This is a genomic window from Candidatus Nitrospira salsa, assembly GCF_965152625.1.
Genome location: NZ_CBCUCO010000002.1, coordinates 481,487 through 507,771, shown reverse-complemented (window position 1 = coordinate 507,771; position 26,285 = coordinate 481,487). Strand labels below are relative to the sequence as shown.

25 protein-coding genes are annotated in these 26,285 nt (G+C 46.2%); 5 read left to right on the top strand and 20 right to left on the bottom strand.

Translation table 11 applies throughout. The features are described 5' to 3' along the window. Positions 1-82 precede the first annotated feature (82 nt). The 17 genes from ACWQXP_RS04135 to ACWQXP_RS04055 form a co-directional block, all read right to left on the bottom strand. Positions 83-1,093, bottom strand: coding sequence for a methyltransferase (locus ACWQXP_RS04135; protein WP_454061579.1), 1,011 nt, complete (start codon positions 1,091-1,093; stop codon positions 83-85). Between the two features lie 657 nt (positions 1,094-1,750). Further along, positions 1,751-2,197 carry a hypothetical protein gene (locus ACWQXP_RS04130; protein WP_454061578.1) on the bottom strand — a complete coding sequence of 149 codons (447 nt, stop codon included), beginning with the start codon at positions 2,195-2,197 and terminating at the stop codon, positions 1,751-1,753. Continuing rightward, positions 2,194-2,997 carry a tetratricopeptide repeat protein gene (locus ACWQXP_RS04125; protein ID WP_454061577.1) on the bottom strand — a complete coding sequence of 268 codons (804 nt, stop codon included), beginning with the start codon at positions 2,995-2,997 and terminating at the stop codon, positions 2,194-2,196. Before ACWQXP_RS04125 ends, ACWQXP_RS04130 begins: the two co-directional genes overlap by 4 nt. Before the next feature lie 16 nt (positions 2,998-3,013). Further along, positions 3,014-3,613 (bottom strand): hypothetical protein, encoded by a 600-nt coding sequence (locus ACWQXP_RS04120; RefSeq protein ID WP_454061576.1) that lies wholly within the window; start codon positions 3,611-3,613, stop codon positions 3,014-3,016. Continuing rightward, the gene (locus tag ACWQXP_RS04115) at positions 3,610-3,849 is read right to left on the bottom strand and encodes a hypothetical protein (protein WP_454061575.1); all 240 of its coding nucleotides are present in this window, start codon (positions 3,847-3,849) and stop codon (positions 3,610-3,612) included. Before ACWQXP_RS04115 ends, ACWQXP_RS04120 begins: the two co-directional genes overlap by 4 nt. 60 nt (positions 3,850-3,909) lie before the next feature. Beyond that, on the bottom strand, positions 3,910-4,458 hold the full coding sequence (locus ACWQXP_RS04110; protein ID WP_454061574.1) for a peroxiredoxin family protein: 549 nt from the start codon (positions 4,456-4,458) through the stop codon (positions 3,910-3,912). Positions 4,459-4,576: 118 nt separating this feature from the next. Next, positions 4,577-6,028, bottom strand: a complete 1,452-nt coding sequence (gene purF / locus ACWQXP_RS04105) for an amidophosphoribosyltransferase (RefSeq protein WP_454061573.1) — start codon at positions 6,026-6,028, stop codon at positions 4,577-4,579. Between the two features lie 9 nt (positions 6,029-6,037). After that, positions 6,038-8,299 carry a phosphoribosylformylglycinamidine synthase subunit PurL gene (gene purL / locus ACWQXP_RS04100; protein ID WP_454061572.1) on the bottom strand — a complete coding sequence of 754 codons (2,262 nt, stop codon included), beginning with the start codon at positions 8,297-8,299 and terminating at the stop codon, positions 6,038-6,040. Between the two features lies 1 nt (position 8,300). Continuing rightward, positions 8,301-8,516, bottom strand: a complete 216-nt coding sequence (locus tag ACWQXP_RS04095) for a DUF433 domain-containing protein (protein WP_454061571.1) — start codon at positions 8,514-8,516, stop codon at positions 8,301-8,303. 44 nt (positions 8,517-8,560) lie between these two features. Further along, positions 8,561-9,262 (bottom strand): phosphoribosylformylglycinamidine synthase subunit PurQ, encoded by a 702-nt coding sequence (purQ, locus tag ACWQXP_RS04090; protein WP_454061570.1) that lies wholly within the window; start codon positions 9,260-9,262, stop codon positions 8,561-8,563. Positions 9,263-9,349: 87 nt separating this feature from the next. Further along, on the bottom strand, positions 9,350-9,595 hold the full coding sequence (gene purS, locus ACWQXP_RS04085; protein WP_454061569.1) for a phosphoribosylformylglycinamidine synthase subunit PurS: 246 nt from the start codon (positions 9,593-9,595) through the stop codon (positions 9,350-9,352). Between the two features lie 18 nt (positions 9,596-9,613). Next, the gene (purC, locus tag ACWQXP_RS04080; protein ID WP_454061568.1) at positions 9,614-10,318 is read right to left on the bottom strand and encodes a phosphoribosylaminoimidazolesuccinocarboxamide synthase; all 705 of its coding nucleotides are present in this window, start codon (positions 10,316-10,318) and stop codon (positions 9,614-9,616) included. Positions 10,319-10,323: 5 nt separating this feature from the next. After that, positions 10,324-11,709: an adenylosuccinate lyase gene (gene purB, locus ACWQXP_RS04075; protein WP_454061567.1), complete on the bottom strand. Its 1,386-nt coding sequence runs from the start codon at positions 11,707-11,709 to the stop codon at positions 10,324-10,326. A gap of 4 nt (positions 11,710-11,713) precedes the next feature. Next, positions 11,714-12,241 (bottom strand): transcription antitermination factor NusB, encoded by a 528-nt coding sequence (gene nusB, locus ACWQXP_RS04070; RefSeq protein WP_454061566.1) that lies wholly within the window; start codon positions 12,239-12,241, stop codon positions 11,714-11,716. Between the two features lie 291 nt (positions 12,242-12,532). Next, positions 12,533-13,066, bottom strand: coding sequence for a 6,7-dimethyl-8-ribityllumazine synthase (gene ribH, locus ACWQXP_RS04065; RefSeq protein ID WP_454061565.1), 534 nt, complete (start codon positions 13,064-13,066; stop codon positions 12,533-12,535). Positions 13,067-13,169: 103 nt separating this feature from the next. Further along, a complete protein-coding gene (locus ACWQXP_RS04060) occupies positions 13,170-14,378 on the bottom strand; it encodes a bifunctional 3,4-dihydroxy-2-butanone-4-phosphate synthase/GTP cyclohydrolase II (protein ID WP_454061564.1) in 1,209 nt (402 codons plus the stop codon). Positions 14,379-14,454: 76 nt separating this feature from the next. After that, the gene (locus ACWQXP_RS04055) at positions 14,455-15,663 is read right to left on the bottom strand and encodes an MFS transporter (protein ID WP_454061563.1); all 1,209 of its coding nucleotides are present in this window, start codon (positions 15,661-15,663) and stop codon (positions 14,455-14,457) included. A 344-nt stretch (positions 15,664-16,007) separates the two neighbouring features. Between ACWQXP_RS04055 and ACWQXP_RS04050 the strand changes: the two genes are divergently transcribed. The 3 genes from ACWQXP_RS04050 (at position 16,008) to groL (ending at position 19,297) form a co-directional block, all read left to right on the top strand. Then, positions 16,008-17,024, top strand: coding sequence for a sigma-70 family RNA polymerase sigma factor (locus tag ACWQXP_RS04050; RefSeq protein ID WP_454061562.1), 1,017 nt, complete (start codon positions 16,008-16,010; stop codon positions 17,022-17,024). A gap of 209 nt (positions 17,025-17,233) precedes the next feature. After that, on the top strand, positions 17,234-17,551 hold the full coding sequence (locus ACWQXP_RS04045) for a GroES family chaperonin (protein ID WP_454061561.1): 318 nt from the start codon (positions 17,234-17,236) through the stop codon (positions 17,549-17,551). Positions 17,552-17,635: 84 nt separating this feature from the next. Next, positions 17,636-19,297 carry a chaperonin GroEL gene (gene groL / locus ACWQXP_RS04040; RefSeq protein ID WP_454061560.1) on the top strand — a complete coding sequence of 554 codons (1,662 nt, stop codon included), beginning with the start codon at positions 17,636-17,638 and terminating at the stop codon, positions 19,295-19,297. A gap of 62 nt (positions 19,298-19,359) precedes the next feature. On the opposite strand, the gene ACWQXP_RS04035 is transcribed toward groL, so the two are convergent. Further along, positions 19,360-20,406, bottom strand: coding sequence for an exo-beta-1,3-glucanase (locus ACWQXP_RS04035; protein WP_454061559.1), 1,047 nt, complete (start codon positions 20,404-20,406; stop codon positions 19,360-19,362). Between the two features lie 997 nt (positions 20,407-21,403). Between ACWQXP_RS04035 and ACWQXP_RS04030 the strand changes: the two genes are divergently transcribed. Both ACWQXP_RS04030 and ACWQXP_RS04025 read left to right on the top strand, forming a co-directional pair. Then, on the top strand, positions 21,404-22,870 hold the full coding sequence (locus ACWQXP_RS04030) for an MBOAT family O-acyltransferase (RefSeq protein ID WP_454061558.1): 1,467 nt from the start codon (positions 21,404-21,406) through the stop codon (positions 22,868-22,870). Beyond that, on the top strand, positions 22,765-24,084 hold the full coding sequence (locus ACWQXP_RS04025; RefSeq protein ID WP_454061557.1) for an alginate O-acetyltransferase AlgX-related protein: 1,320 nt from the start codon (positions 22,765-22,767) through the stop codon (positions 24,082-24,084). The genes ACWQXP_RS04030 and ACWQXP_RS04025 overlap by 106 nt, the downstream gene beginning before the upstream one ends. 42 nt (positions 24,085-24,126) lie before the next feature. Here the strand turns inward: ACWQXP_RS04025 and ACWQXP_RS04020 are convergent, their stop codons facing one another. Both ACWQXP_RS04020 and ACWQXP_RS04015 read right to left on the bottom strand, forming a co-directional pair. After that, positions 24,127-24,615 (bottom strand): hypothetical protein, encoded by a 489-nt coding sequence (locus ACWQXP_RS04020; RefSeq protein WP_454061556.1) that lies wholly within the window; start codon positions 24,613-24,615, stop codon positions 24,127-24,129. 146 nt (positions 24,616-24,761) lie between these two features. Continuing rightward, positions 24,762-26,285, bottom strand: coding sequence for a glycosyltransferase family 2 protein (locus ACWQXP_RS04015; protein WP_454061555.1), 1,524 nt, complete (start codon positions 26,283-26,285; stop codon positions 24,762-24,764).

Genomic DNA, 26,285 nt, shown 5'->3' with positions numbered 1-26,285 from the left:
GAGAGTTAATTAAATCGGCTATAGGGCCTGACACTCTTGAAAAAATAAAAGCGCGAGACACTGAATCGTAGAATCGAATTTCCTACCGAGATGCCTGGATCAGGATACCGTCCCAATCTCCAGTTCCCTTTCTCAGCCTCACGGTTCCAGGACGAGTATAGCCAGTTTTTTTGAGCCAACTTTGAACGTCAACCGCACTAAATGTATTGCCAGTTTCAGTGAACAACAACATCGTCACAGCGAAGAGATTCGTTTCTGCTGGTCGAAGACCATGCTTGTCGAGCAAGAAGGTATCTTGAATATAGATTCGACCTTCGGGGTTGAGATGAGATCGGAGACGACGAAAAAGTCTGGTGTTCATCTCCGCTGAATAGATATGAATGACATTCGACAGCCAAATAATGTCAAACTTCCCTTGAATCGAATCTGTCAGAAAATCTCCAGGCTGATAGGCCAGTCGTTTTCCCTGTCGAAGTGGGGCAGCAATTTCTTTTGCCACCGCGAGTGCGGCAGGTCTATCCCATACTGTAGCCGATAACTTTGGGTTTTTTGCCAAGAACTCCAAGGCATAGGTGCCCGGGCCACCACCCACATCTAAAAATGAATGCGCCTGTTTGAAATTGACTTGCCTAGCAACCTGACGAGCTGCATCTCGTGAACGTTCATGCATCGCCCAACTAAACGCTCGACGATATTCAACAGTCTCTGGCTCCTTTTCAACAACTGGCTGTCCAGTCTTCACCGACTGAGTCAGATGAGACCAATCCTCCCATTGTCGACACATCAGCTTTAGATAGGCTCCACGATAGTGTTGACTATGACGATTCAAAAAACGTTGTGCCACATTGCCGCATTGATAGCGTGTGGCTTGCTTCTGAAGCAACCCGGCACTCGCCAAATTCCGGCAGAGAATGTCAAGCCCACGTTCACTCACCTTAAGAGTCTTTGCTAAAGCTTTGATCGTCCAGAGCTGCTTACCCATGACGGAGAAAAGTTCAATCTCTAATGCTGTCAAAACAATACGGGGCAATCGAAATCCAAAAAAAACTTCACGAAAGTCTTCAAAGTTACCTATGCGCTGAGTCGTAGACATGACACCGAATCCTCCTTATGTATGCGTGGGTATAGCCGTTTCAATTATACCGAAACGATAAAGCCCAACTTGTACAATGTTGAAATCCTATACGTGAGATAAAACGTCAATCATTGTCAGTTATAGCCGATTCAATGACTTTTCGTACTCTTGACACATGGGATATCGCGTTGAAAGTCCTCATGGTTGAGCTGGAACGTATTTGTATTCGCTATAATCCAAGCGGGTATAACCTTCTAATGTTTGAAGTGAGTCATCGCGCTGGCTTGGCGACCTCAAGTCGACACCTCAGGAGCAGAACCGTGTTGAACGTCAGTGACCTATTAAAGTTACGCAGGATAACACAACGATCGTCGCTACTAGGACACCTGTAACCCTCATGGTTCGTATGCCGAGTGCGTCTCAGTAAGAGTTGGACTGACAAAGAGCACTGGCGTGTTACGCGTTCGTGTCCTAGGCCATCTATACCACAATATTAAGTGACTCTAGCGATTCTCAGTAAAGATTGAACCATCAAGTGGTGCGTTGAGTTTGAGCGTTCGTGGCCTAGGCACCACTGGAACTTATTTGGATTCGCGATAACTGTATGACTACTGGCAAGGTGAAGGGAATATCGTCAGAAAGTGAAAAAACGTCCCTTGGGCTGGAAGAATAACATTAGGAACGTGTACCTGAAAATTTTGAGCGATACAGTTGGATTGATGCGGTCATCGCGGGGAGATCATTAAAGTCAATGGAACGTTCGAACATCATAGCTACATATTCATCGTTCATTTCTGTTCGTTCGGTAAAACCCTCACTGGTCAAGCGTTTACGATGCTTAGAAACCATTTGTTGTAAATAAAACTTTGCTTGTTTGGCTAATTCGTCAGAACCCAGATCTTCTGCCGTTCCATCTGACAGAATACTCTGCATGTCTTCGAGTGTGTACCCGGCTTGAATAATCAGCACACCCTCTGGCGTCACCTCTAGCAGCCAATCGTCATCGTCAAGTTGCAAGGTTAACGGTTCGTCAGGCTGATCGTAAGACCATCCAGGTATGTGTTTGAGCAAATAGGATCGAACCTGAGGCCAAGATGAGACTTCGTTGTGAGATTGGGTCATAATGAGTGCTGTGATTCTATTGTCGTGACACGTTTATGAAGATTGTTGAGTCGCGTGGTGTTCTCTTGAAGTTTAGGAAGATGATATTTCTGATCAACTTTCACGACACGTTCTAAATACTGAATGGCTTCATGCCATAATCCTTGTGCTTCGTGACAACTTGCCAGGATATACCACGCCCCTCCCATCCGTAACTCATCGTGAAGACGTTCGGCCATGGCAAGACTTGTTTGGGTACAGGCAATGGCTTCGTCATACCGCTGTTGCGCAAGATAGAGTCGAGCCATCATGCGAAAGACATCAGCTTGTCCTTCTTGATTGTCCACACGGCGCATAAGCGTAAGAGATTCTTGGTAGTATTGTAAAGCCAGTTCAAATTGATTGGTTTCCCTTGCAATGAGCCCAAGATCTGAAAGCAACACGGCCTTGCCAGCATAATCCGCATGATCATTCATCAAGTCTAACGCTTCTAAATAATACGCTTGTGCTCGATCCCATTCCCCAGCATCTGCCGACAAATTTCCTAAATTGGCCAGAGTCGTACTGATCCCGCGGTCATCGCCAAGAATTTTTTGGATTTCCAGGACTTCATGATAATGGGTTTGCGCCTGTTGCCTCCGGCCACTCACCGCACAGATATTTCCGAGATTCCCCAATGTCATGGCCAAGGCACGTTGATCCCCACTCTGCCGATCAGCTTCCAACGCGCGAGCATAGCAATAATACGCATCGGTATAGAAGCCACGCGAAAAGTGCTGATTCCCAAGACGATTTAATTGTGTGGATTGAGATTCATACATGGCAGGAATCACCGGATCAAGACGGCTGCAGGGCCTCTTCAACGGCAGCCTTGGCATTTGTCAGTATCGGCGCGCCGTCGCCAACAAGAAGACTATCAAATGTATACTTCAGTAAACGACGTAATCCCTCGCGCGCCTTAGCGATATCGGCATATTTTTCAGAAGGCAACAGAGAGAGGGCACCGGAGGGTTTTCCAATCAGCGCATCACCAACGATGAGAAGGCCTTTTCCTTGTTCAAGATACAAAGCACTTTCGCCTGGTGATTTTTGATCGGCTAAATGAATCACCCAAATACCTCCTGGCAGTAACTCCCCGTCCTTGAATGTCTTATCGGCTTGAACAGACATTTCAGCCGCGTCGCTTTCTGGAATAATCACTTGGCAATTCAACTCCGTCTTCAACGTCTGCGCCTCTCGTTCGTGGTCACGATTGGTCAAAATAATATAATCAATTTGTTCGCCTTGACGGAGTTGCGCCATCTCAATCGAAGTCAGTGGCGGCGGATCGACGAGTATCCGATGCTCACCAACTTCGAGTAAATATCCATTGAAATCAATCTGCTTTTCCTCTGAAAACCAAGACCATTGCCAAATTCGAGGCAGAACTTGCTTCATAATGCTCCAATCGCTTCTTTCAACATCGTCGTTGTTTTGGCCAAGATATCCTCTTCGCTTGGCAAATCCAGCACATCATCTTCAGGAACCGTAATGAACTTACGGTTCGCGCCCTTGGTGAGCGAAATGAGAAAAAGACTATTCGAGGGAGTTGTAGGAATCACGACTTCAACGGTCGAGTCGATACTCTGTACCACATCAAGAAACTTTTGCTTCCCGGCTTCAAGTTCATCCATAAGCGATTAGCGTTCCTTCCTTAGTATGAACGAATTGATCGTCTAGAGAACAGGCCATGATTAGAGGTCTGATGAACTTGACGAATCAGCTTGTAATAATTTTTCAACTTCCTGAAGAATGATGTCCTGACCTGCCATATTAAAATTGCCAACACGCTGCCATCGTATCACGCCCTGTTGGTCAATAATGTACACATTCGGAATAAACTTTCCTCCACCGAACAGCTTATCCGTCACTTGTTCTGGATCCAATAAATACGGATACGTCACAGACGTCGGAAAGGTTTTGAGGAATTCTTGCACATGACTTTTTGAGTCACCAGAGGAATTGACGCCAACCACGGCCACATTTTTCCCTTTTGTGGCTTCATACACTTTTTGAAGGTTCGTCCCTTGAATCAAGCAGGGTTCACAAATATGAAAAAGTCCCAAGACCACCACCTTTCCACGAAGCGAGTCAAGCGACATGGAACGATCTTCTAAGGATGTGAGGGTAAAGTCAGGGGCAGGTTCACCAATTTTAAAGAACCCTGCAGAAAAACTTATGACACTCGTGGCAAGAAGAATGGCCACTGACCAACAGCCTATTGCGAGAGATCGTTTCATCATGCTCTCCTTTCTCAGCACAACGCCGGTCATTTCTATAAAAAGAACACGGTCAATGAATCATAAAGGATGTTACCACAGTATTTTTTTATGCAGCAACAAGGGGGCAACCGGGAGGATGTTATTGACTGGACGATGGCACAGGCTCGAATAGACCAAGCTGAAGTTGCTCTGCACGAGTGAAGGAAATCGGGTATTGGTCAGTGAAACAGGCGCTGCAATAATGGCTCGCTTGTCCTGGAGCGACGTTCAGCATGCCTTCGAGACTCAAATAGCCTAAACTATCAGCCGTAATGTACTTGCGAATATTCTCAAGGCTTTGTCGGGCACCAATGAGTTCTTTCTGGGTGGGCGTATCAATACCATAAAAACATGGCGCGACGACTGGCGGGGAACTAATACGCATGTGCACTTCACTTGCCCCGGCTTGTCGAATCATTTTCACGATTTTTCGGCTTGTCGTCCCTCGCACAATTGAATCATCAACAACAATCACACGTTTGCCTTTTAAAATATCCGGGACAGCATTCAGTTTCAATTTGACACCAAAGTGCCGAATGCTTTGCTCTGGTTCGATAAATGTTCTTCCCACATAATGGTTACGCGTCAAGCCAAGCTCAAACGGAATCACGGCCCCCTCAGAGTACCCCAATGCCGCAGGCACTCCAGAGTCCGGTACGGGTATCACCACATCAGCGTCAACCGGACATTCCTTAGCTAATTGACGGCCTAAGGCTTTCCGAATGGAATAGACGGCATTTGATCCAAAAATTTTGGAGTCCGGACGAGCAAAGTAGACATATTCAAAAACACATTGTGCAGGGGGTTTTTCTGCAAACGGATGATAAGAAGTCATCCCGGATTTATTAATGACAACCAATTCTCCAGGTTCGATTTCTCTGATAAATTCTGCCCCCATCAAGTCAAAGGCGCACGTTTCTGACGCCACAACCCAACTCCCTTTGTAACGTCCAAGACAAAGAGGGCGAAATCCATAGGGATCTCGTGTCGCAATCAAATAATCATCGGCCAGTAACAGGAGAGAATAGGCGCCCCGGACCAGACTCAGCGCATCAATCACACGATCCAATAATGTATCGCCTTGGGAATGGGCAATCAGGTGAACGATAACTTCGCTGTCGGATTCGGATTGAAAAATGGCTCCATACGCTTCCAGCTCCCCGCGAAGCACAGACGCATTAATGAGATTCCCATTATGTGCGAGCGCAAGATTACCAAAGGCAAAATTCACCGTCAGTGGTTGAACATTTTTTAGATCGCTATCTCCTGCGGTCGAATAACGATTATGCCCAATGGCACGGTTGCCTAATAAGCCCTTGAGTGTTTTCTTTGAATAAATATCAGCAACGAGCCCCATGCCTTTTCGTTGAAAGAAACGCTCACCATCCCCAGACACAATACCTGACCCTTCTTGACCACGGTGCTGAAGGGCATACAGACCAAGATAGGTGAGGTTCGCCGCTTCTTGATGACCGTATACGCCAAACACGGCACATTCCTCACGAAACTTGTCAGAAGAGGCACGAATCGATTCTTGAGAGATAAGGGACATAACAGATACTTATGGCTTCACTTGTGAATTGACTTGTTGTTCAAAAGAATTTCCCCATGCATCGGCCAGAGAGTCGAGGGGAAGATTGAGTGTACACACCTTGTGTGATACTTCTGAGACAACTGAAATATTCAGATGATGACCACCGACCTCTCCGATCACGACGGCAGAAACACCCTGTTCTTTTGCAACCTCTAATAGAGCTCCGACATGAGTTAACGAGGTGGTGACAACGGCACGTGAGGGGCTTTCCCCAAAGAGCAACGCATCGAGTCGTAACCGTGCCTGATCAAGCTGAATGGAAGCCCCAAGTGGTTGAGAGGGATGTGAAACGCAACACTCACTGAGTGTCACGGCTAAACCACCTTCCGAACAATCATGCGCTGATTGGATGAGACCATCACGAATAGCCTTAAGGAGAGTCTGATGTAGCGCACGCTCCTGATCAAGGTCTATCCATGGTGGACTTCCCTGCTCACGGGCATGAACAGTCTTCAAATATTCCGTGCCCCCTAAATCCTCTTTCGTTTCACCCAAGAGCACAATTTGATCACCTTCATGCTTGAACCATTGCGTCGTCGTGCAGGAAGCAGGTTCAATAAGACCGACCATACCTAACACCGGTGTCGGGTAAATGGAGAGACCATTTGTTTCATTATAAAAACTCACATTTCCACTCACCACTGGAAGATTGAAGTGGCGACACGCATCACTGATTCCCTCAAGCGCCATAATAAATTGCCACATAATGTCTGGCCGCTCTGGATTACCAAAGTTTAAGCAGTCAGTCACACCAATCGGTTCAGCGCCGGAGCAGGCCAAGTTTCGCGCCGCTTCGGCAACCGCCAATGTTCCACCCATGTAGGGATTTAACAAACAATACCGACTATTCCCATCTGTCGTCAGCGCTAGAGCTTTATTCGTGCCTTTGATTCTGACCACCGCGGCATCTGACCCAGGGCAGACAATGGTGTTGGTACCAACCATATGATCGTACTGACGAGCCACCCAACGTTTACTGGCAATGGTTGGAGACTGCAATAACTCAAGAAGCACATCAGAGGGGTTTTTGACATCGGATAAGTTATCAATCACAAGGGACTGCAACAACTCCTGATATTGAGGTGGTTGGACCGGTCGTTCATATCGAGGCCCTTCTTCCGCTAAGGCCTTAGCAGGAATTTCTGCAACAAGTGTTTCGCCTTCTTTAATGCGAAGCATCCCATCATCCGTCACGCTTCCGATGACTGCGGCATCGATACCCCATTTATGACAAATCGCAATCACCTCTTGTTCTTTTCCCGGTTTGGCCACCAAAAGCATTCGCTCTTGAGATTCAGAGAGCAGCATTTCGTAAGCTGTCATATTGCGTTCCCGACATGGAACCTGAGTCACATCAAGTTCAATACCCGTTCCTGAACGGGAGGCCATTTCACAAGATGAACTCGTCAACCCGGCGGCTCCCATATCTTGAATGCCAATCAGTAAATCTTTTTCCAAAAATTCTAGGCAAACTTCCAAAAGTAGTTTCTCAAGAAACGGATCACCGACTTGTACATTCGGTCGTTTGGCTTCAGACTGATCATCAAAACTATCTGAGGCCATCGTCGCGCCATGAATGCCATCTCTCCCCGTTTTGGCTCCTATATACAACACAGGGTTTCCCACACCTTGCGCCAACCCTCTCAGAAGACGGTCTTTTTCAACAATACCAAGACAAAAGACGTTCACCAGCGGGTTTTTTGAATAGATATCGTTGAAGGTAATTTCTCCCCCAACTGTCGGAACACCGATACAGTTCCCGTACCAGGAAATTCCAGACACTACGCCTTTCAGTAAATGACGGTTCTTGGGCAGATCTAATTCACCAAATCTCAGTGAATTCAGTAAGGCAATGGGCCGTGCCCCCATCGTGAAAATATCACGAAGAATTCCGCCAACCCCCGTTGCCGCACCTTGAAAGGGTTCGATAAATGAAGGGTGGTTGTGGGATTCGATTTTAAAGACGGCGGCTAACCCGTCACCGATATCAACGGCTCCGGCATTTTCTCCCGGTCCTTGAACTACTCGCTCCCCTTCGGTCGGCAAACGCTTCAAGTGCACTCGGGAGCTTTTATAACTACAATGCTCACTCCACATAACCGAAAACACACCCAGTTCGGTCAGGTTTGGTTCACGCCCCAAATGCTGGACAATTTGCTGGTATTCGTCCTCAGACAAACCATGTTGCTCAATGAGCTCTTTATTGATTGGATATTGTGTTGAAGACATCTTAGGACTCAGCCTGTTGAGAAGGCATCCGAAGTGGTAAATGGTCAGTCACATATGAAGCATACCGTAACGCGGTCAACACTTGCTCGTAGGTCACGTGAAACGTTTCTTGCACAGCTTCAAAACTTTGACCTGATCCCAAGGCTCCAACAAGAGTGGCGACATCAACCGATGTATCAATGAGACACGGTTTGCCGGAACAAATTTCCGTTTCCATTGAAATCCCTGGAAAAATTTCCAATTGGTCCTCTGGTTATTGAGTTATCCAACCATTTGGTTCAGTGCATGACGGAGAGAGGAAAAGAGCGCCACCCCATCCGTATTACCAAACACATCTTCCGCGCATCGTTCGGGATGCGGCATCATCCCTAATACATTTCCCGCTTCATTTCGGATTCCCGCAATGTTCTCAAGTGATCCATTCGGGTTGGCCTCAGCGGAGACATTGCCTTGTGCATCACAATAACGAAAGACAATTTGGGCATGGTCATGTAATGCCGAAAGCGTCAGGGGATCAGCATAGTAATTCCCCTCCGCATGGGCAATCGGGATTTTCAACACTTGCTCGGAGGCATACTCGTTAGTGAATGTCGTTTCAGCATTTTCTACTTTGATATAGATATCCTGGCAAATAAAAGACAGATGGGTGTTTCGAAGCATAGCGCCGGGAAGCAGTCCGGCTTCAAGTAAGATTTGAAACCCGTTACAAATCCCAAGGACGATGCCCCCCTTGCTCGCGAACTGGTTAATTGATTCCATGATTGGTGAAAATCGAGCGATCGCGCCGGTACGCAGATAGTCACCGTAAGAAAAGCCTCCCGGAAGAATGACCACATCGACTTTCGAAAGAGAGGTCTCTCGATGCCAGATTAAATTCGCTTGATATCCCAAGACCTCACTGACAACATGATAACAATCCCGATCACAATTCGAGCCGGGAAAGGTGATGATACCGACGTTCAATTCAACAACCCGCTCTTCATGATGACGTTGCAGTCGGAAGATATATAGACTTCGATATGAGGAATGGACGTGATCGTGAACCCATCATTATGCCTGTGAGAGTTCAAAGCGATATTCTTCGATAACCGGATTTGACAACAGTTTTTCACACATCGATTTCACGGCAACTTCAGCTTTTCTTTGATCAGATTCCTTGAGGTCGATTTCGAGTAACTTGCCCATGCGAACGGTATCCACGGAGTGAAATCCTAATGTTTCGAGTGATTGCTGAACGGCATGACCCTGTGGATCATGAATGCCGGACTTGAGTGTCACATAAATTTTGGCTTTCATCCTTTGCCACCCTCGTGTTTAGGCACACACACGTTTCAAGACCTCTTGATAGGTTTCTTCGATTCGACCGAGATCTTTACGAAATCGATCTTTATCCATTCGTTCCCCTGTTTGAATATCCCAAAACCGACAGGTATCTGGAGAAATCTCGTCAGCCAGGATTAATTGACCATTCGAGTCTCCAAATTCAAGCTTAAAGTCCACCAGCATCATTCCCTTGTCTTTAAAAAATGGTGTAAGGATTTCGTTTATTCGTAGTGCCGACTGGCGTAATTGCGCCACTTGCATGTCAGTGGCTAATTGCAATAACCGAATATGATCTTCAGTAATTAACGGATCGCCAAGAGGATCATTCTTATAGAAAAATTCAACGAGAGGAGGATCAAGCACCATTCCCTCCTCAAACCCTAACCGCTTGACGAGACTTCCCGTAGCACGATTTCGTACCACGACTTCAATCTGAATAATTTTTAAATGTTGAGTGCGCATTTCTCGGTCGCTCAGCTGTTCAATGAAATGCGTCGTGATTCCAGCGTCTTCGAGCAATCGAAACAATCGAACTGAGATCTTATTATTGACGATGCCTTTATTGAAAATGGTGCCACGTTTTTCAGCATTGAATGCCGTTGCATCATCCTTAAAGTACTGAACAACTTGATTCGGGTCTGGTGTGGCAAAAACTTTCTTGGCTTTTCCTTCGTAGAGCAGCGTTCCAGATTCCATGGTCTTTACCCTTTTTTTAAGCGTGATCGTGTTGTGGTCGTCCGATGCCTTGCAGATGGGGTCGTCACTGATCGACGGGATTGTGTACTGGTGGCTTTGTGGCCAAAGACTCGTGCAAAGATTTGTTTTTGATGTCGAACATACGATCTTGGCTCAAAGCACGCATCAATCTCTTTTCGTGAAAGATGTTTCGCAACAAAAGGATCGCGTTGAATCAGTGCGTGAAAGTCTCCCTGTTTTTCCCAAGAGGTCATCGCATGCCGCTGAATCGTCTCATACGATTCTGTTCGGGTTGCTCCCTTGTTGACCAGCGCCAACAACAGTCGCTGGGAATAGACGAGACCACCAGTCATGTTTAAATTGCTCAACATACGTTTTGGATAGATTTGAAGATGTTTCAGAATTTTGGTAAGCCGAACTAACATGTAATCAATCAAAATGGTACTGTCTGGAACAATAATACGTTCGACAGAAGAGTGACTGATATCTCGCTCATGCCAGAGTGCCACATTTTCCATAGCGGCAAGACTATGACCACGGATCACTCTTGCGAGTCCGCAAAGGTTTTCTGAGCCGACCGGATTACGTTTATGCGGCATCGCCGACGAGCCTTTCTGACCAGACTCAAAATATTCCTCAGCTTCCAGAACCTCGGTTCGTTGAAGATGACGAATTTCCGTAGCAACTTTTTCAACGCTGGCGGCGAGTAATGCCAAAGCAGACAGATAGGCGGCATGGCGGTCACGTTGAACGATTTGACTGGAGATGGGTGCAGCCTTCAGATTCAGCTTTGCACAGACGGCCTTTTCGACCGAAGGAGGCAGGTGCGCAAAAGTCCCCATTGCTCCAGAGAGTTTCCCCACCGCAATATCATTTCGTACGATACGTATTCGTTCTTGTTGCCGAAGGAATTCTTGGTACCAAATCGCTAATTTCCAACCAAACGATATTGGTTCGCCATGAATGCCGTGAGACCGCCCCACCATCATGGTGTCTTGATGTTCGAACGCACGCGTCTGAATCGTTTCCAAGAGATTCGCAATATCCTCCAATATCAAATCAGTCGCTCCACACATTTGTAAAGCCAGTGAGGTATCAAGAACGTCAGAAGAAGTCAGGCCGGCATGAAGATGTCGAGCTTCTTTTCCTGCTTGCTCTGTTACAGCTTCGAGAAAGGCTATGACATCGTGCTTTACGACTTGCTCAATCGCTTCGATCCGTGCTGGATCAATTTTTACTTTACGACGAACACGAGCTGCCACTCCTCGTGGCACGGCCCCCTGCTGTTCCATCACTTCACAGACGGCTAATTCAACACGAAGCCACGACTCATATTTACGAGTTTGACTCCACATTTCAGCCATTTCGGGGCGTGAATATCGATCGATCATTGCGTTAGGTGTTCCACGATCCTACGTCCACGGAAGGATCAGATTTAGGCTGAGAAGTCTGGGATTCTCGTTGTGAAATGATCTCAAGCCGCTTCTCCGCTAGCTGAGGGTCATTTTGGATTATTTGATCTAAGATGCCGTTCAGAAAGCGCTTACTTTCCTCGTCTGCAAATCGTTTGGCCAATTCAAGAGCTTCATTGATTGTCACTTTTGCGGGAACCTCTGGAAGCCAGAACAGCTCGAAAAGGGCACACCGTAAAATATTTCGATCAACAACCGGCATTCGACTCAGCGACCACTCCACAGCATAGTCGTTGATCAGCTTATCGAGTTCCTTCTGATGAGCAAAGACCCCCTCAACGACCTGTGTGGCGAAAAGTTGCACCTCGGGGGTTGCCTCATGATCCTCCCAGAATTTACCTAAAGAATGGGACGAGCTTTCTTGAAACTCATTCTGAAATAAAAATTGCAGGGCAAGTTGCCGCGCAGCTCGACGAGAACGATGATGAGTTGTTTTTTTCGCAGTCGACACAGTTAAAAGTGTTGAAGGATTCATCAGAGAAAATAAATTTGTGAGCGAGAGACTCCAACTTTAACGAAGTTGAAGAAGACGATCAATTGGTCTTTTGGCTCATATCACGACAAAAATCAGACAGATGACACCCTTTTCAGGTTTCCAATATTACCTATCTTTATTCATCTCAAGATTCACGGTCCTGGGTAACTGACTGCAAATATTATGGAAAGATTCAGTGTCGAAATCGAGAAATAAGGCACAGTGCGTACATCTCAATCGTCAAGAATTATATTGGCGAATGAATCGCTACCAACATTCCAACGGGTCAATCTTCTCTCCTGGGTTACTCGACAAAGGACCATGGGACGTCGGCTGCAAGATAGGGTGCGCCATTAATGAGGCCATCTCGATAGCAGAACGCGCAGCCTCTGCACCCCGGTTTCGCTCCGATGAACCTGAACGTTCCAACGCCTGCTCTACCGTGTTCACGGTGAGAACCCCAAAAATGACTGGCACCTGTGTGTCAAGACTGATTTGAGCAATGCCACGTGCTGTTTCTGTGCAGATATAATCAAAATGTGGGGTGTCGCCTTGAATCACCGCACCCAAACAAATTACGGCATGATAGTGTTTGGAGACAGCCAATTGTCGGGCAATGATGGGAATTTCAAATGCTCCCGGGACACGAACAACTCGTAGATCATCTTCCACCGCCCCGTACTGCTTCAGCGTCTCGATGGTACTCGACAACAAGCGGCTAGTCACAAATTCATTAAATTTGCTGACGACAATGCCAAAACGGTAATCTTTGGCTCGAAGCTCGCCTTCTAGTGCTTCCATCGTGCAATCGCGGCGCGGAATGATTGACAAAACTGTCCGAACAATACAGAACTCGTGTCTTTAGAATTGAGGAATACGTCGAAGATTGAAGGCATTTGATGAGCTAGACGTTATTCAAAATATGGCCAAGCTTGGCCTTTTTAGTCCGGAGATAGTGCACGTTGGATTCCTGAGGGGTCATTTCAATAGGAATTCGTTCAACAACAGTTAATCCATAACCGTCTATGCCCACAATTTTCCTGGGATTATTCGTAATCAGTTTGATTTTTCGTAATCCAAGACTGACCAAAATCTGTGCACCAATTCCGTAATCACGAAGATCAGCTTTAAACCCTAACTTAAGATTGGCCTCAACGGTATCACTTCCTTCATCTTGAAGATGATACGCTCGAATCTTATTCATCAGTCCAATCCCCCGGCCTTCTTGATTCAAGTACAGGAGTACGCCTTTCCCCTCTTGCTCAATCATCTCCATAGCGTGATGTAATTGGTCGCGACAGTCACACCGCAAAGACCCAAAAACATCAGATGTCAAACATCCCGAATGAACCCGAACAAGCGTTGGGGACTCATCAATCGTCCCCTTAGTCAGAGCGATATGCGTTCCGCTATCAAGTTCGTTTTCAAATACTACCGCTCGAAATTGACCGAATATCGTCGGCATGTTGGCACTTTCCACAGACCTCACAAAGGTCTCACGATGAAGTCGATGCTGGATCAGGTCTTTAATCGTAATAATTTTGAGTTGATGATGCTTGGCAAAAGCCATAAGTTCCGGCACACGAGCCATCGTTCCGTCATCATTCATAATTTCACAAATGACTCCGGCCGGATACAACCCTGCGAGCTTGGCTAAGTCCACTGATCCCTCGGTTTGCCCCGCCCGCTTGAGCACGCCCCCTTGATGGGCTTTAAGTGGGAAAATATGGCCAGGCCTTGCAAAGTCAGATGGCTGACAGTCTTGATTCACCGCCATTTGAATGGTCATGGCACGATCTGCCGCAGAGATACCCGTCGTAATGTCTCGGCCTGCATCAATCGAAACGGTAAAGGCCGTACCAAACGGAGCTGTATTTTCAATCGCCTGCGGTGGAAGTTTGAGTTCATCGACTCGTTCCGGGGTCAACGCAAGGCAAATCAAGCCCCTTCCATATTTTGCCATGAAATTAATGTCATCTGCGGTGACCTTTTCCGCGGCCATAACCAGATCACCTTCATTTTCACGATCTTCATCATCGACCAAAATGACGCACTTTCCTGCCTTGATATCATCTAGCGCTTCCTCAACGGTATTAAATGGATCTGTTGTCATAATATGGCTATACGAAAAATGAGTATGATACACGGGTCTGGAGAATTGTTTTTGCATTCTAGCATAAACGCATGTCTTAACCAGACTCTTCGATTGAGTAACGACCTGAGCGATGGACAACCAGAACACTCAGCCCGGCAAGCCCCGCCAGGCAAGCCAATACCCAAAACCCTGCGGAAAATGAACCGGTCAGATCCTTCAGTATGCCAAACCAAGATGGCAGGAGAAAACCTCCCAAGGCTCCAGCAGCTCCAATCAGGCCAGATGCCGTACCCATAATATGCCTGAATTGAGTTGCCGCTACCTGGAAAACCACGCCATTTCCAAAACCAAGAAGCAAAAGGGCACTAATGGCCATGAAAAATCCCCAAGTGGGAGAAAGGAATTGTCCCAAACCAAGACAGAGCACAGCCACAGCCGGTAATATGCCTTGAAGTAATGCGGTACCTCCAAACCGATCAGCCATGTGACCGCCAATTGGCCGTGCCACACTACCCGCCAACCCGCAGAACGCCGTCATGGTTCCTGCCGCGATCATGTCCATATGATATTGATCATGAAAAAATATCGGGAGAAAACTTGCGAGACCAATAAAACCGCCAAATGTGACTCCATACAAAAAACACAACCAATACATTAATTTTTGATTTAATGCATTGTGCAATAATCTTCTAATAGAAATCGAGTCCTTCTGTACCCGGGGTTGCGCTGACGAGGCAACCGTCAACCAAAAGATGATCGCCGTCACAACCACCGGAATGACCATGAACCCGAAGGTGTTTCGCCACCCAACGACATAAGCCAAGCGTGGAGCCAGTAATGTGGCCAAGAGGACTCCGCTGTTTCCAACCGCTGCCACACCCATGGCCAGCCCTTGATGAGCTGGCGGGTACGCCTGACTCGCAAGAGGCAAGGCCACGGCAAAACTTGCTCCGGCAAAGCCTAAAAGTAGACCAATGCAGAGTAACTCTAGGTAATTCGAGGCCAAAAGCCAGACGAAAATGAGTGCAATACACTCAAAGGCCAAGACTAGCAGACCAATGAATTTCGGTCCGTAGCGATCAACCATGGGGCCAATGACGATACGGAGCAGCCCTCCTCCGAGTAGAGGAGTCGCCACAAGAAAGCCTTTTTGTGTCGCAGAGAGAGCAAACTCTTCAGAAATGGCAATTCCCAGTGCCCCCATTAACACCCAAACCATAAAACTGACTTCGAAATGAAGCCATGCGCCAACCAAAGAAGGCCAATACCCACTTTTCAACGCATAAATACTCTGTCGAATCATAAAAAATTCATTGAATTTTGATGGTATATGTAACGATATGAACGAAATCGCAATGTCGCAAACTGAATCGTAAAATACGCCTTCGTGACAAACGAACTATAGTTGAGGCTTTCTCAGCATTTCAATTTTCATCAGTTATAATTGAAAGGGGATTTACGTCATGACATGCTGCCTGGTAGCGTTTGAATAATTCTTGTGAGGTTCTTTGGAAATTCATTACCATTCAAGGTCCTAGAAAGACGCATTGCGTAAGTACAGCTAGACACAACGAAATTTCTACGATAGACACCCTTTAAATAATTTGAGAAACACCATCATCGACCATGAATTTTGACGACCTTGACATGCAAGATACAAAGCCAAAGTCATCTGATGAAGCTGACTGGCCGGTGGATGTTGAAGTTGAAAATGTCGAAATTCTCTCGCCAGATGAAGATGCCGAACACCAGACCTCAGAAGATCCGTTTATTGACGAGACGACACACGCTTCCTGGGAAACCGTATCAACAGCGCTCGTCCCAACGACGACACTCGACCGATATCTGGCAGAAGTCCGACGTTATCCATTCTTAACGAAAGAGGAAGAATTACGCCTTTTTCATGAGTATCAGGTCAAGGGCAAAGAAGATGCTGCCGTGAAGCTCATCTTAGCCAATTTACGCATATCGGTGGCCATCGCCACTGAATATGGCAATGTCGGGATGGATAAGATGGACCTCATCCAAGAAGGCAATGTTGGCCTACTGCAAGCCATGAAGAAATTTGACCCCACGAAAAATGTCAGATTTTATGCGTATGCCGCCTGGTGGGTTCGCGCCTACGTCCTGAGATACCTCTTAAATAACTTCCGCCTCGTCAAAATTGGGACAACACAGGAACAGCGAAAACTCTTTTTCAATCTCAAGAAAGAAAAAGCTAAACTTGAGCAACAAGGATTTGTGCCTGACCCCAAATTGATAGCCGATCGCTTACAGGTGCGGGAACGTGATGTCATTGAGATGGACCAGCGCTTAGGAAGCTGGGAACTCTCGCTGGATCAACCATTGACAGATGACAGCGAAGGAACCTTTTACGATTTATTTCCCTCCTCACAGCCGGATATCGACGAGCAAGTGGGAGATAATCAGTTACGCGTTCTCTTCCGAAAAAAATTGGGAGAGTTTGCCAAAACGTTGAGTGAACGAGAAGAGGATATTCTCAGGAATCGACTTCTCTCTGAAAATCCTCTGACACTTGAAGAGTTGGGGCAAAAGTATTCAATTACCAAGGAGCGGTCTCGGCAAGTAGAAGCTAAAATAATTAAACGTTTACGAGCATTTATGAAGGAAAAGCTCAAAGACTTCGACCAAATACAGCTGTAGCGTTAGCTTGTCCTCATGCTGGAAAGATCGTGTTCCACGATCTCTGTGCATACTGACAAAAAATATCTTCACCGAACCTCTTGACTTCCCCCAGAATGGTCTTATCTAAGTCCTATTGATGTGGCTAAAATAATCGGTGTGCTCGCAAGAGCCTATATTTAGTCAAAATACATTGCAATTTTGTGCTTAAACAAAGGAGGAGTTTCCACATGGCAGCATCAACGAAAGAGAAGAAAGAAGAAAAATCTGGAAGCAGTGCGAAGGGGTTTCGGCCTCTGGGCGACCGTGTATTTGTCACATACACCGAAGAATTAGAGCGTACGGCTGGAGGGATTTATGTCCCTGATTCTGCCCGTGAAAAACCTCAACGTGGGACGATTGAAGCTGCTGGCCCTGACGTCGAGAATATTAAAGTTGGTGACCAAGTATTATTTGACAAGTACTCTGGAACCAAAATCAAAATTGAAAATGATGACTGCCTCATCTTAAAAGAGGAAGACATTTTGGGCGTGTTTGAAACCAACTAATCATTAAAATCTATTTAATTTGTAACTTTAAGACACCAGGCATGTATGCGAACCACGCATACATGATGAGGTAAGGAGGACCATATGTCAAAGCAGCTCCAGTACAGTGAGCAAGCACGGGCGTCGATTCTTAGCGGCGTCAATCAATTAGCCAATGCCGTGAAAGCCACTCTCGGACCCAAAGGACGAAACGCCATTCTCGATAAAAAGTTTGGCGCGCCCACGATCACAAAAGACGGTGTGACCGTGGCAAAAGAAATTGAATTACAAAACCCCTATGAAAATATGGGTGCTCAACTTGTAAAAGAAGTGGCAAGCAAAACAAGCGATGTGGCTGGTGATGGAACCACAACGGCTACGGTTCTCGCTCAAGCTATTTTCCGTGAAGGGGTGAAAAATATCACCGCCGGTGCGAATCCAATGGACCTGAAGCGCGGAATCGATCAAGCTGTTGAAGTGGTCATCGGTGAGCTGAGCAAAATCAGCAAGCCGTGTCAAAACAAAAAAGAAATAGCACAGATCGGTTCTATTTCCGCTAACAATGACCATACGATTGGTGACCTTATTGCCGAAGCCATGGACAAGGTTGGGAAAGACGGTGTCATCACGGTCGAAGAAGCCAAGTCCATGACCACTGCACTTGATGTCGTCGAGGGCATGCAATTTGATCGCGGGTACATTTCTCCCTACTTCGTGACCAATGCCGAACGTATGGAAGCCTCATTGGAAGACGCCTTCTTGCTGATCAATGAGAAAAAAGTCAGTGCCATGAAAGACTTGCTTCCCATTCTTGAGCAGGTCGCTAAAATGGGCAAACCCTTAGTCATCATTGCGGAAGATGTTGATGGGGAAGCTTTAGCAACATTGGTGGTCAATAAGCTTCGCGGTACGTTGAATGTTTCGGCCGTGAAGGCCCCAGGATTTGGTGATCGTCGAAAGGCCATGCTGGAAGATATTGCCACATTGACTGGCGGACAGGTCATTTCTGAAGAAGTGGGATTGAAGCTTGAGAATGTGAAACTCACGGATCTTGGTCGTGCCAAACGAGTCACGATTGACAAAGACAACACGACCATCGTCGAGGGTGCTGGTGATCCGAAACGCATCGAAGCGCGAGTCAAGCAGATTAAAACACAAGTTCAAGAAACCACGTCTGACTATGACAAGGAAAAGCTTCAAGAGCGCCTGGCGAAGATGGTTGGCGGTGTCGCCGTCATCAATGTTGGAGCCGCCACTGAAACTGAAATGAAAGAAAAGAAAGCACGCGTGGAAGATGCGCTTCACGCCACCAAAGCCGCAGTCGAAGAAGGCATTGTTCCTGGAGGGGGTGTTGCTCTTCTTCGTTGCATCTCATCTCTCGATTCACTGAAGCTTTCTACTCATGATCAACAAGTTGGCGTCAACATTGTGAGGCGGGCATTAGAAGAGCCGCTTCGGCAGATCGCCATCAACGCCGGTGAAGAAGGTTCCATGATTGTCGAGAAAGTCAAAGGCGAAACCACGACACGCGGATTTAATGCCGCCTCAGGTGATTATGTAGACATGGTAGAAGCCGGCGTGATTGATCCAACAAAGGTTTCACGTTGTGCGCTACAAAATGCTGCCAGTGTCGCAGGCTTGATGCTTACGACCGAAGTCATGGTCACAGATCTCCCTGAGCCAAAAGGTGACGCACCAATGGGCGGCGGCCATGACCACGGCATGGGTGGTATGGGCGGCATGGGTGGTATGGGCGGAATGATGTAATAACCACCAATTCAGTTGCTTGAATGCTAAAAAAAGGTCCGGGAAGTTTTCCCGGACCTTTTTTATTGTTTCACATCAACTCTCTGATACGAAAGTTCTCTCTCATCTCGAATCGATGACCGTGCACGACTCCATGTATAGAAGGCCGGAAACGGAATGCGATCCCTGTTCATCAACCCCCATCCAGCCTCGACTGGCTCACCACTCTCCTCAGCTTTCCAGGGCAATGAAAAAGCTTCAAAAGATGTGGCAAAGGAAACCCAGGCATGAGGGCTCGCTTTCGAATACAACAACCGCTTTTCATTCAGATACATGTCCCAAAACTTTTGCTGGGCTTCTGGCGTAAAATGTCTCTCCCCTGAATGAGGAAATCCCGTTTCTTTTACGAGTACAGGCTTTTGAGCTTTCTCCATTAAAGAAATGGCTTGAGTACGTGTCCAGAATACCGCATCTTTGGGAGGCAATGCCGGTTTTTCCCATACCGGGTGGATGTTGGGCGCTAAGAAATCTCCGAAAGTAGACAGAGCAGGATTTCGATAACCACGCATCGGTTCACTCGTCGTGATTGGGATCTCTAGGCCAGGGTCTAGGGAAGTTCTAATAAATTCATTCGCTTTAATCAGGTCATTCGTCGTATAGCGATGAAAATGCAGGCCTTCATTGCCGAGACACACGGCAAGCGCTATCGTATCGGCATATTCATGAATGAGCCGAATAACCCCCTGAATTTCGGTTCTTGAACGCGCACTCCAGATTCCCAACACCACAGCCCGAAACTGCAATTGCTTAGCCTTTTCAAGGATTACTGGCGTCACATCTGGATGGAAACTGTATACGATCAATCCATCAAATACTTGCCGAAGTGCCCGCAAATCTTTCTCAATCGACGTTGGCGAAGGCAAATGAAAATTTTCTCCACGACGTGGATCGAAGTCAGATGGCGAATAATCAATGAGCAGTGGAGGCCTTTTCGTATCTGTCAAATATGAAAAAAATGAGGACCCTTCTTTGAAAGACGTTTGAGTGGCCATTGCCGAGTTGATCAAGCACGGGAACGTACTCGAAATGATAAAGATGGCCAATATGACCGCTCGCAGCCTTCGGTTCATGCCTCGCCTCCTTCCCCGATAAACAGTCAGAATGTCTGTCAACTGTTTCGGAAAATTTCGACGAAAAATGAAACAGACTTACGTAGCTGCCCCCTCTTAGATGCCTTTCCTTGTGGACAGACGAATATACGCCTGCTATTCCCTTAATTCGATAACATGAGAATTGATCGAACAAAAATTCAACTGATCGTTCTCAGCATACAGAACAATAAGCAAGAGGCGGTATCAAACTAATGAATTTGACATGAATAACTATGTAAGAGTGAGTAAATTCACAAACGCAATATTCGATGACCATGATTCTGACAGTAAGCAGACAAACGGTTTGAATAAGTGTGATGGGAACACTGTCAGGATGCATACCTGAACCGGAATGAGCATTTCTCGCTCAGGTCCATTTTAGACTTGCTCATCCCTCCTGCTTTTTCTGGTATCCTTTTAAGGATCACTTTGCCTTCGGCAATTCCGATTCACTGGGTGATGACAATGGGCCTAGGAGGGCCAGTCAAGTTATCGGTACAACAGGATTTGGCACTGGAAAGAAGGTGAAATTGAGAAAACATGACCCCAGTTATCCCCCAGCCTACGCAAGAAACCAGAGCTGTTCGGCTTCATAGCCCAAACGAGTTCGGTCAAGTAGGCTCAAAATCGTGGATCACCATAATCGGATCCTAAACCTCGACTACTGATGGATACGAATACCAGTTTTCCGGTCATTGACGCTTTGCTTTGCTCGCGTTTCAGACATGTATGAATTTAATGCTATCGTTATGCTCGAGTCCGAGACATAGAATCTCCATGTGAAATTTCATCACGAGAAAGAAACACAATTACTCTTCCCCTCAGTGCACAGACCCACGCATACGCGTTGTACGTATATGTTGAAGAAAAGCAGTATTTCGCGTGCCCTCTCACTCTGGGAACGATCTTCAATATCATTATCTGTGTCGAAAGCAAGCCTTAAGGTTGGTCTTTTTCGTGACCGAACAACAATCCTATGATCTTTAGTTCTTCGATATTCGTATTTATCTTCTTACCGGTGTTTCTGCTGGGCTATTACCTGACGCCTCGACCAGCAAAAAACTTTGTGGCACTGATGGGAAGTTACCTATTTTACGCGTGGGGGGAGCCGATTTTTGCCGTGGTGTTGTTGGGGTCTTCGCTAATCGACTATCTATTGAGTCTGTATCTGGTTCGGCATAGGGAGGAAGAACAATTCAAACGGAAATGCGTGCTGACGGCATCGCTTGTAGTCAATATTGGCACATTGCTGTATGCGAAGTACTCAAATTTCTTTATGGAGCAACTGAATTTGACACAGGGATGGTTGGGACGTGAACCATTGTCCTGGGAAGAGATTATGTTACCGATTGGCGTCTCATTTTTCACGTTTCAAAAGTTGAGCTACATGATCGACGTCTATCGAGGCGCTGTATACCCAGCGAAAAATTTTGTGTCATTTGCACTGTATGTCGCCTTGTTCCCGCAGCTCATCGCCGGTCCGATTATTCGTTACCATGATGTGGCAGATCAATTGGTCAAACGCGTCCATTCAAGCCGAAAATTCGCGGAAGGTCTGTATCGGTTTAGTATTGGTCTTGGGAAAAAAGTCTTAATTGCAGATACGATGGGACAACTTGCCGATACCATATTCGCCTACTGGTTGCATCACCTGCCAATGCATTATGCCTGGATCGGTCTTTTTGCCTATAGCATGCAGATCTATTTTGATTTTTCAGGCTATTCAGACATGGCCATTGGCTTGGGAAAAATGATGGGGTTCGATTTTCTCGAGAATTTCAATCGTCCCTATGTGAGTCGGAGCTTTACAGAGTTTTGGCGTCGCTGGCATATCTCCCTCTCGAACTGGATGAAGGAGTATTTATATATTCCATTGGGTGGAAATCGAGTGAAACCGTTTTACCAATTTAGAAATTTATGGATCGTGTTTTTGTTGTCGGGATTTTGGCATGGAGCAAGTTGGAATTTTATTATTTGGGGAGCGTTTCATGGGTTCTTTCTCACGCTGGAAAAAATCTTCCAACCGTGGAAATGGGACAAGGTTCCCAACTGGATTTGGCAAGTGGTGACGTTTTTTTTCATCACACTTGGTTGGGTGTTCTTCCGTATGGAAACTCTGGACCTCTCGCTGCTATATATCGGTTGTCTCTTTGATTTTGGAAGCTGGGGGCAAGTCTATGAGTTTCCGGTCAATGCGGAACGTCAATTAGGCTATTTCTTGTCGGAAATCATCGATACTCGAACCATGGTCATCATGATGTTGGCGGCAGTTTTCACTCTTCTGCCAGACGAAAATCGGTGGCTCATGAAATGGCGACAGTGGAAGAAAAGCAGCGCATGGGCACCCTATTACAAAGGGGCAGTGGCGACAACCTTATTATTTCTGGCTATTATCGACATCGCCAAGATGGGGTATCATCCATTTATCTATTTCAAATTCTGATGATCAAGGCAGCACACAGAAAAGACCATATTCGAATCATTTGGATTGCGGCTATTGGGGTTATATTGATGGCAGTGTTCGTGCAAACGTACCGACCCTATGTGACAGATCATCCATTGGAGGGCGTCGCGGTGCCACACGCACCAACGACCAGTCTCACTTGGCAGCACTGGTTATCAGGCGAATATCAAAAAAAATATGAAGTCTGGGTGAACACGCATATCGGATTTCGTTCGGTAATGGTGAGGGTAGCCAATCAAATTCATTATAGTATGTTTGGACAAAGCGGGTATACGAAGGAAGGAACTAAGGTATTGGTGGGAAAAGAACATTGGCTCTATGAGGGGGCCTCGGTCAGAGCCTATCAATGGCCTGGTTGGCGGACCGACGAGGAGTTGGAGAAGGCCGTCTATAAACTCGCCAAACTACAGCAACTAATGATGGAGAAGCGAAATATTCCTGTAGCACTGGTGATCGCCCCGAGCAAACCGCAAATTTATCCTGAATACATGGATCCGACCGATCAAAAGAAGCGCATGAATGTGAAAGAATCAGTTTTTACTGATTACCAACGAGTCGTACCGTTATTCAAGGCAAAGAACGTCTTGGTCAGTGACGGACATGCAATACTTCAACGACTCAAGAAAGAAACAGAGCATCCGTTTTTTCCAAAAAGTGGGATGCATTGGAATGATTATGCTGCATTTTTGGTCTTGAAAGATCTTCGGAAACTAATAAATCCGATACTTCAGAAACCATTACCCTTACCTGAGATTACGGGATTTGAAACACGACCTCCAGAACGAGAAGATACGGATCTGGCAAAGTTAATGAACATCTATACGACAAACGCCATGCTCACAAATGAGATGTACCCATTGGTGAAGCCGCCTGATGTAGAGCTGGATCAACGGCCACGTGTGTTGATCATTGGAGACAGTTTCTCCTATCAATTAGCCTATGCGTTGAAGCAATATGGTATGTGTCATGAGGTGTTGATTTATGACTACTTCCAGACGTTGCGTTCGTATACTGGAGAGATAATCGAATCCAAAGCCGAGATAAGTTTGGAGGAGCTCTTCTCAAGCTACAATCTGATTATCATTGAGAATGTAGAGAATCTAATCCCGGAGTTTGGCTTCGGCTTTGTGGATGAGGCAATTGCCTATCTAGAGGGAGCAACGCATCCGCAATCCGCCCTTCAGAGTTCCTAGCAATTAAGGCAACATATTCTTGTAGGACAGTACCAAGGATCTTCAATGTCTGACTTTTTTAACAATTCTGTATTTCGGTGGCGAGGTGGTCGAAGGCATCTTGATCGGATTGGATTGACCAGTTTGTTTTACCAAAAATATAAACCTGTTCAATAATTCATGCTCAGTCTTTGCGACTGTAATCACGGCAATTTCAAATTGATATCCAATATCCCGTTCTTCCCCAAAACGTACATTCTTGATCCATGTTGAACTTTTGGCGTTGACCATCACTTCACCCTGTGGCCACCAAAGATCTTCAAAGTCTCTAATTCGATGGACTAAAATCCAAAGAAAATTATCCTCTGGCATAATAGCCGTGCCTTTGATGTTGGTTCGTATCCCAACTTCCTGTCCATCGCTTGAAGGCTCAATAATATCAACTTGCATTCGTGATTGAGCTAACAGACCCTCAGGTATCAGACACGACAACACAATAATCGCGACAACTATCCCAAAATAATGCAAACGCAACTTCGTTCTTTGGATCATCCAAGGCAACCTTATTAATACCTCATGTTTATCGAATGACATGATTCGAAAATATATGAGCTGGAAACACCTTCGTGAATCTCATATTTTCATCAATCCCCAAAGATATATTGTTCAAGTACGCTCTCTCGTTTCACTCAACGTGTTCATTTTATGGAGGCAATGAGAAAGGCTGGCACCAACAATAGCCCCCATGGGTCAAACCAGCCAAACACCAGCCCTTCCATACAGTAAAAGGCAATAAATGTCGCGCAAACAAAGAGATTGACAGCCCTCACTGGAAGTGGACTACTTGTAAGCGGACCGACTCGATGGCGAAGATATTTAGGGGTTCGAAACCAGTCTAATTTTATCAAGAACAGTCCTTTTAGGTTTGCCACGATATAGGTCAGCATCACGCTCCAGCCATACCACAGCATCATGGGAAAATGAAAAAGGTCTCGATATGATCGTTTTTTAAAGACAATCATCACAAACGGCTGAATCAGGTTCGAGAGTAGACAAATGCAGATGGCAACCGTAAACGGAATTTGCACCGAGTTTAACAGGTAGAGATAATACTCGACTTCATAGGAATTCCACCCTACTGCGAGCCACCACACCGTGAGCATGCCGAGAAGAATAGCCGCCCCTGTTAATATCGGAGTTGTGTAATACGCATTCTGGCGGAGAGCGGAGATTTTTTCGATTACGGAAAGCCTTTTGGACCAGATAATATCCCAAAAATATTCTCGAAACACCCTTGCCGTGCCTGTGCACCAGCGTTCTTGTTGTCGTCGAAAATGATCGAGGGTAAAAGGGACTTCTCCGTAATTGACAACACTGTCCAAGTACACGCCCTTGAGTCCAGCTAGCCAAAAACGGTTCGTCAAATCAATGTCTTCCGTCAAATGTCCAGGCGTGAATCCACCAACGTGCTCCACAGCAGATAAACGAAACATCGTACAACATCCGGAAAATAACGCCGGATGACCCAGGACTTGACGTCCTTCAAAATCTATGTAGTAACAGCTCTCTTCAGACAGCGCCACATATTTCTGAAAAAGATTCATGCCATATGGAAATGCCGCCCTCTTGGATTGAACGAATGCAATGTCATCTTTCGCTTCCAAGACTTCAAGGGTTCTTTCCAACGCATCGGATTGAGGTTTCCAGTCGGCATCCAATAAGTACATGTACTTTGTGCCACGGTGTGAAAGATAATCTTGGAGTTTTCGAAGGCTCCCGGCTTTGAAGCCATCCTTCGAAGGCCGATGGAACAGGACAAAGTCTTTGGATTCCCATATTTCAATCGGTTCATGTCGGCTTTCACCGGAAGGAATAGAAACCACTTGAGAGAAAGAGTGATTGACGAACCGCGTACAGCCACGTGCAATCGCAAATTGACGTATCTGATCGATAATTTTTGGATCAGTCGAATCATCAGCCAGGACGGTGAATCGATTCGGATATGTTAATTGCTCGCACCCTTTCAACGTCCGCTCGAGAACAAACTGTTCATTATAAGCCACTACGACGACAGCCACTTCGTCGCCACTATGGGAAACCCGAGGGATAGAGGGCTGACGTAAGCTGGCGAACGCATACAAATAATTAAAAAAGGCAAAAATAAAAAACACCAACAGACACGCTACTTGTACGGTAAAAAGAAAGGTTGCCGACCAAACCAT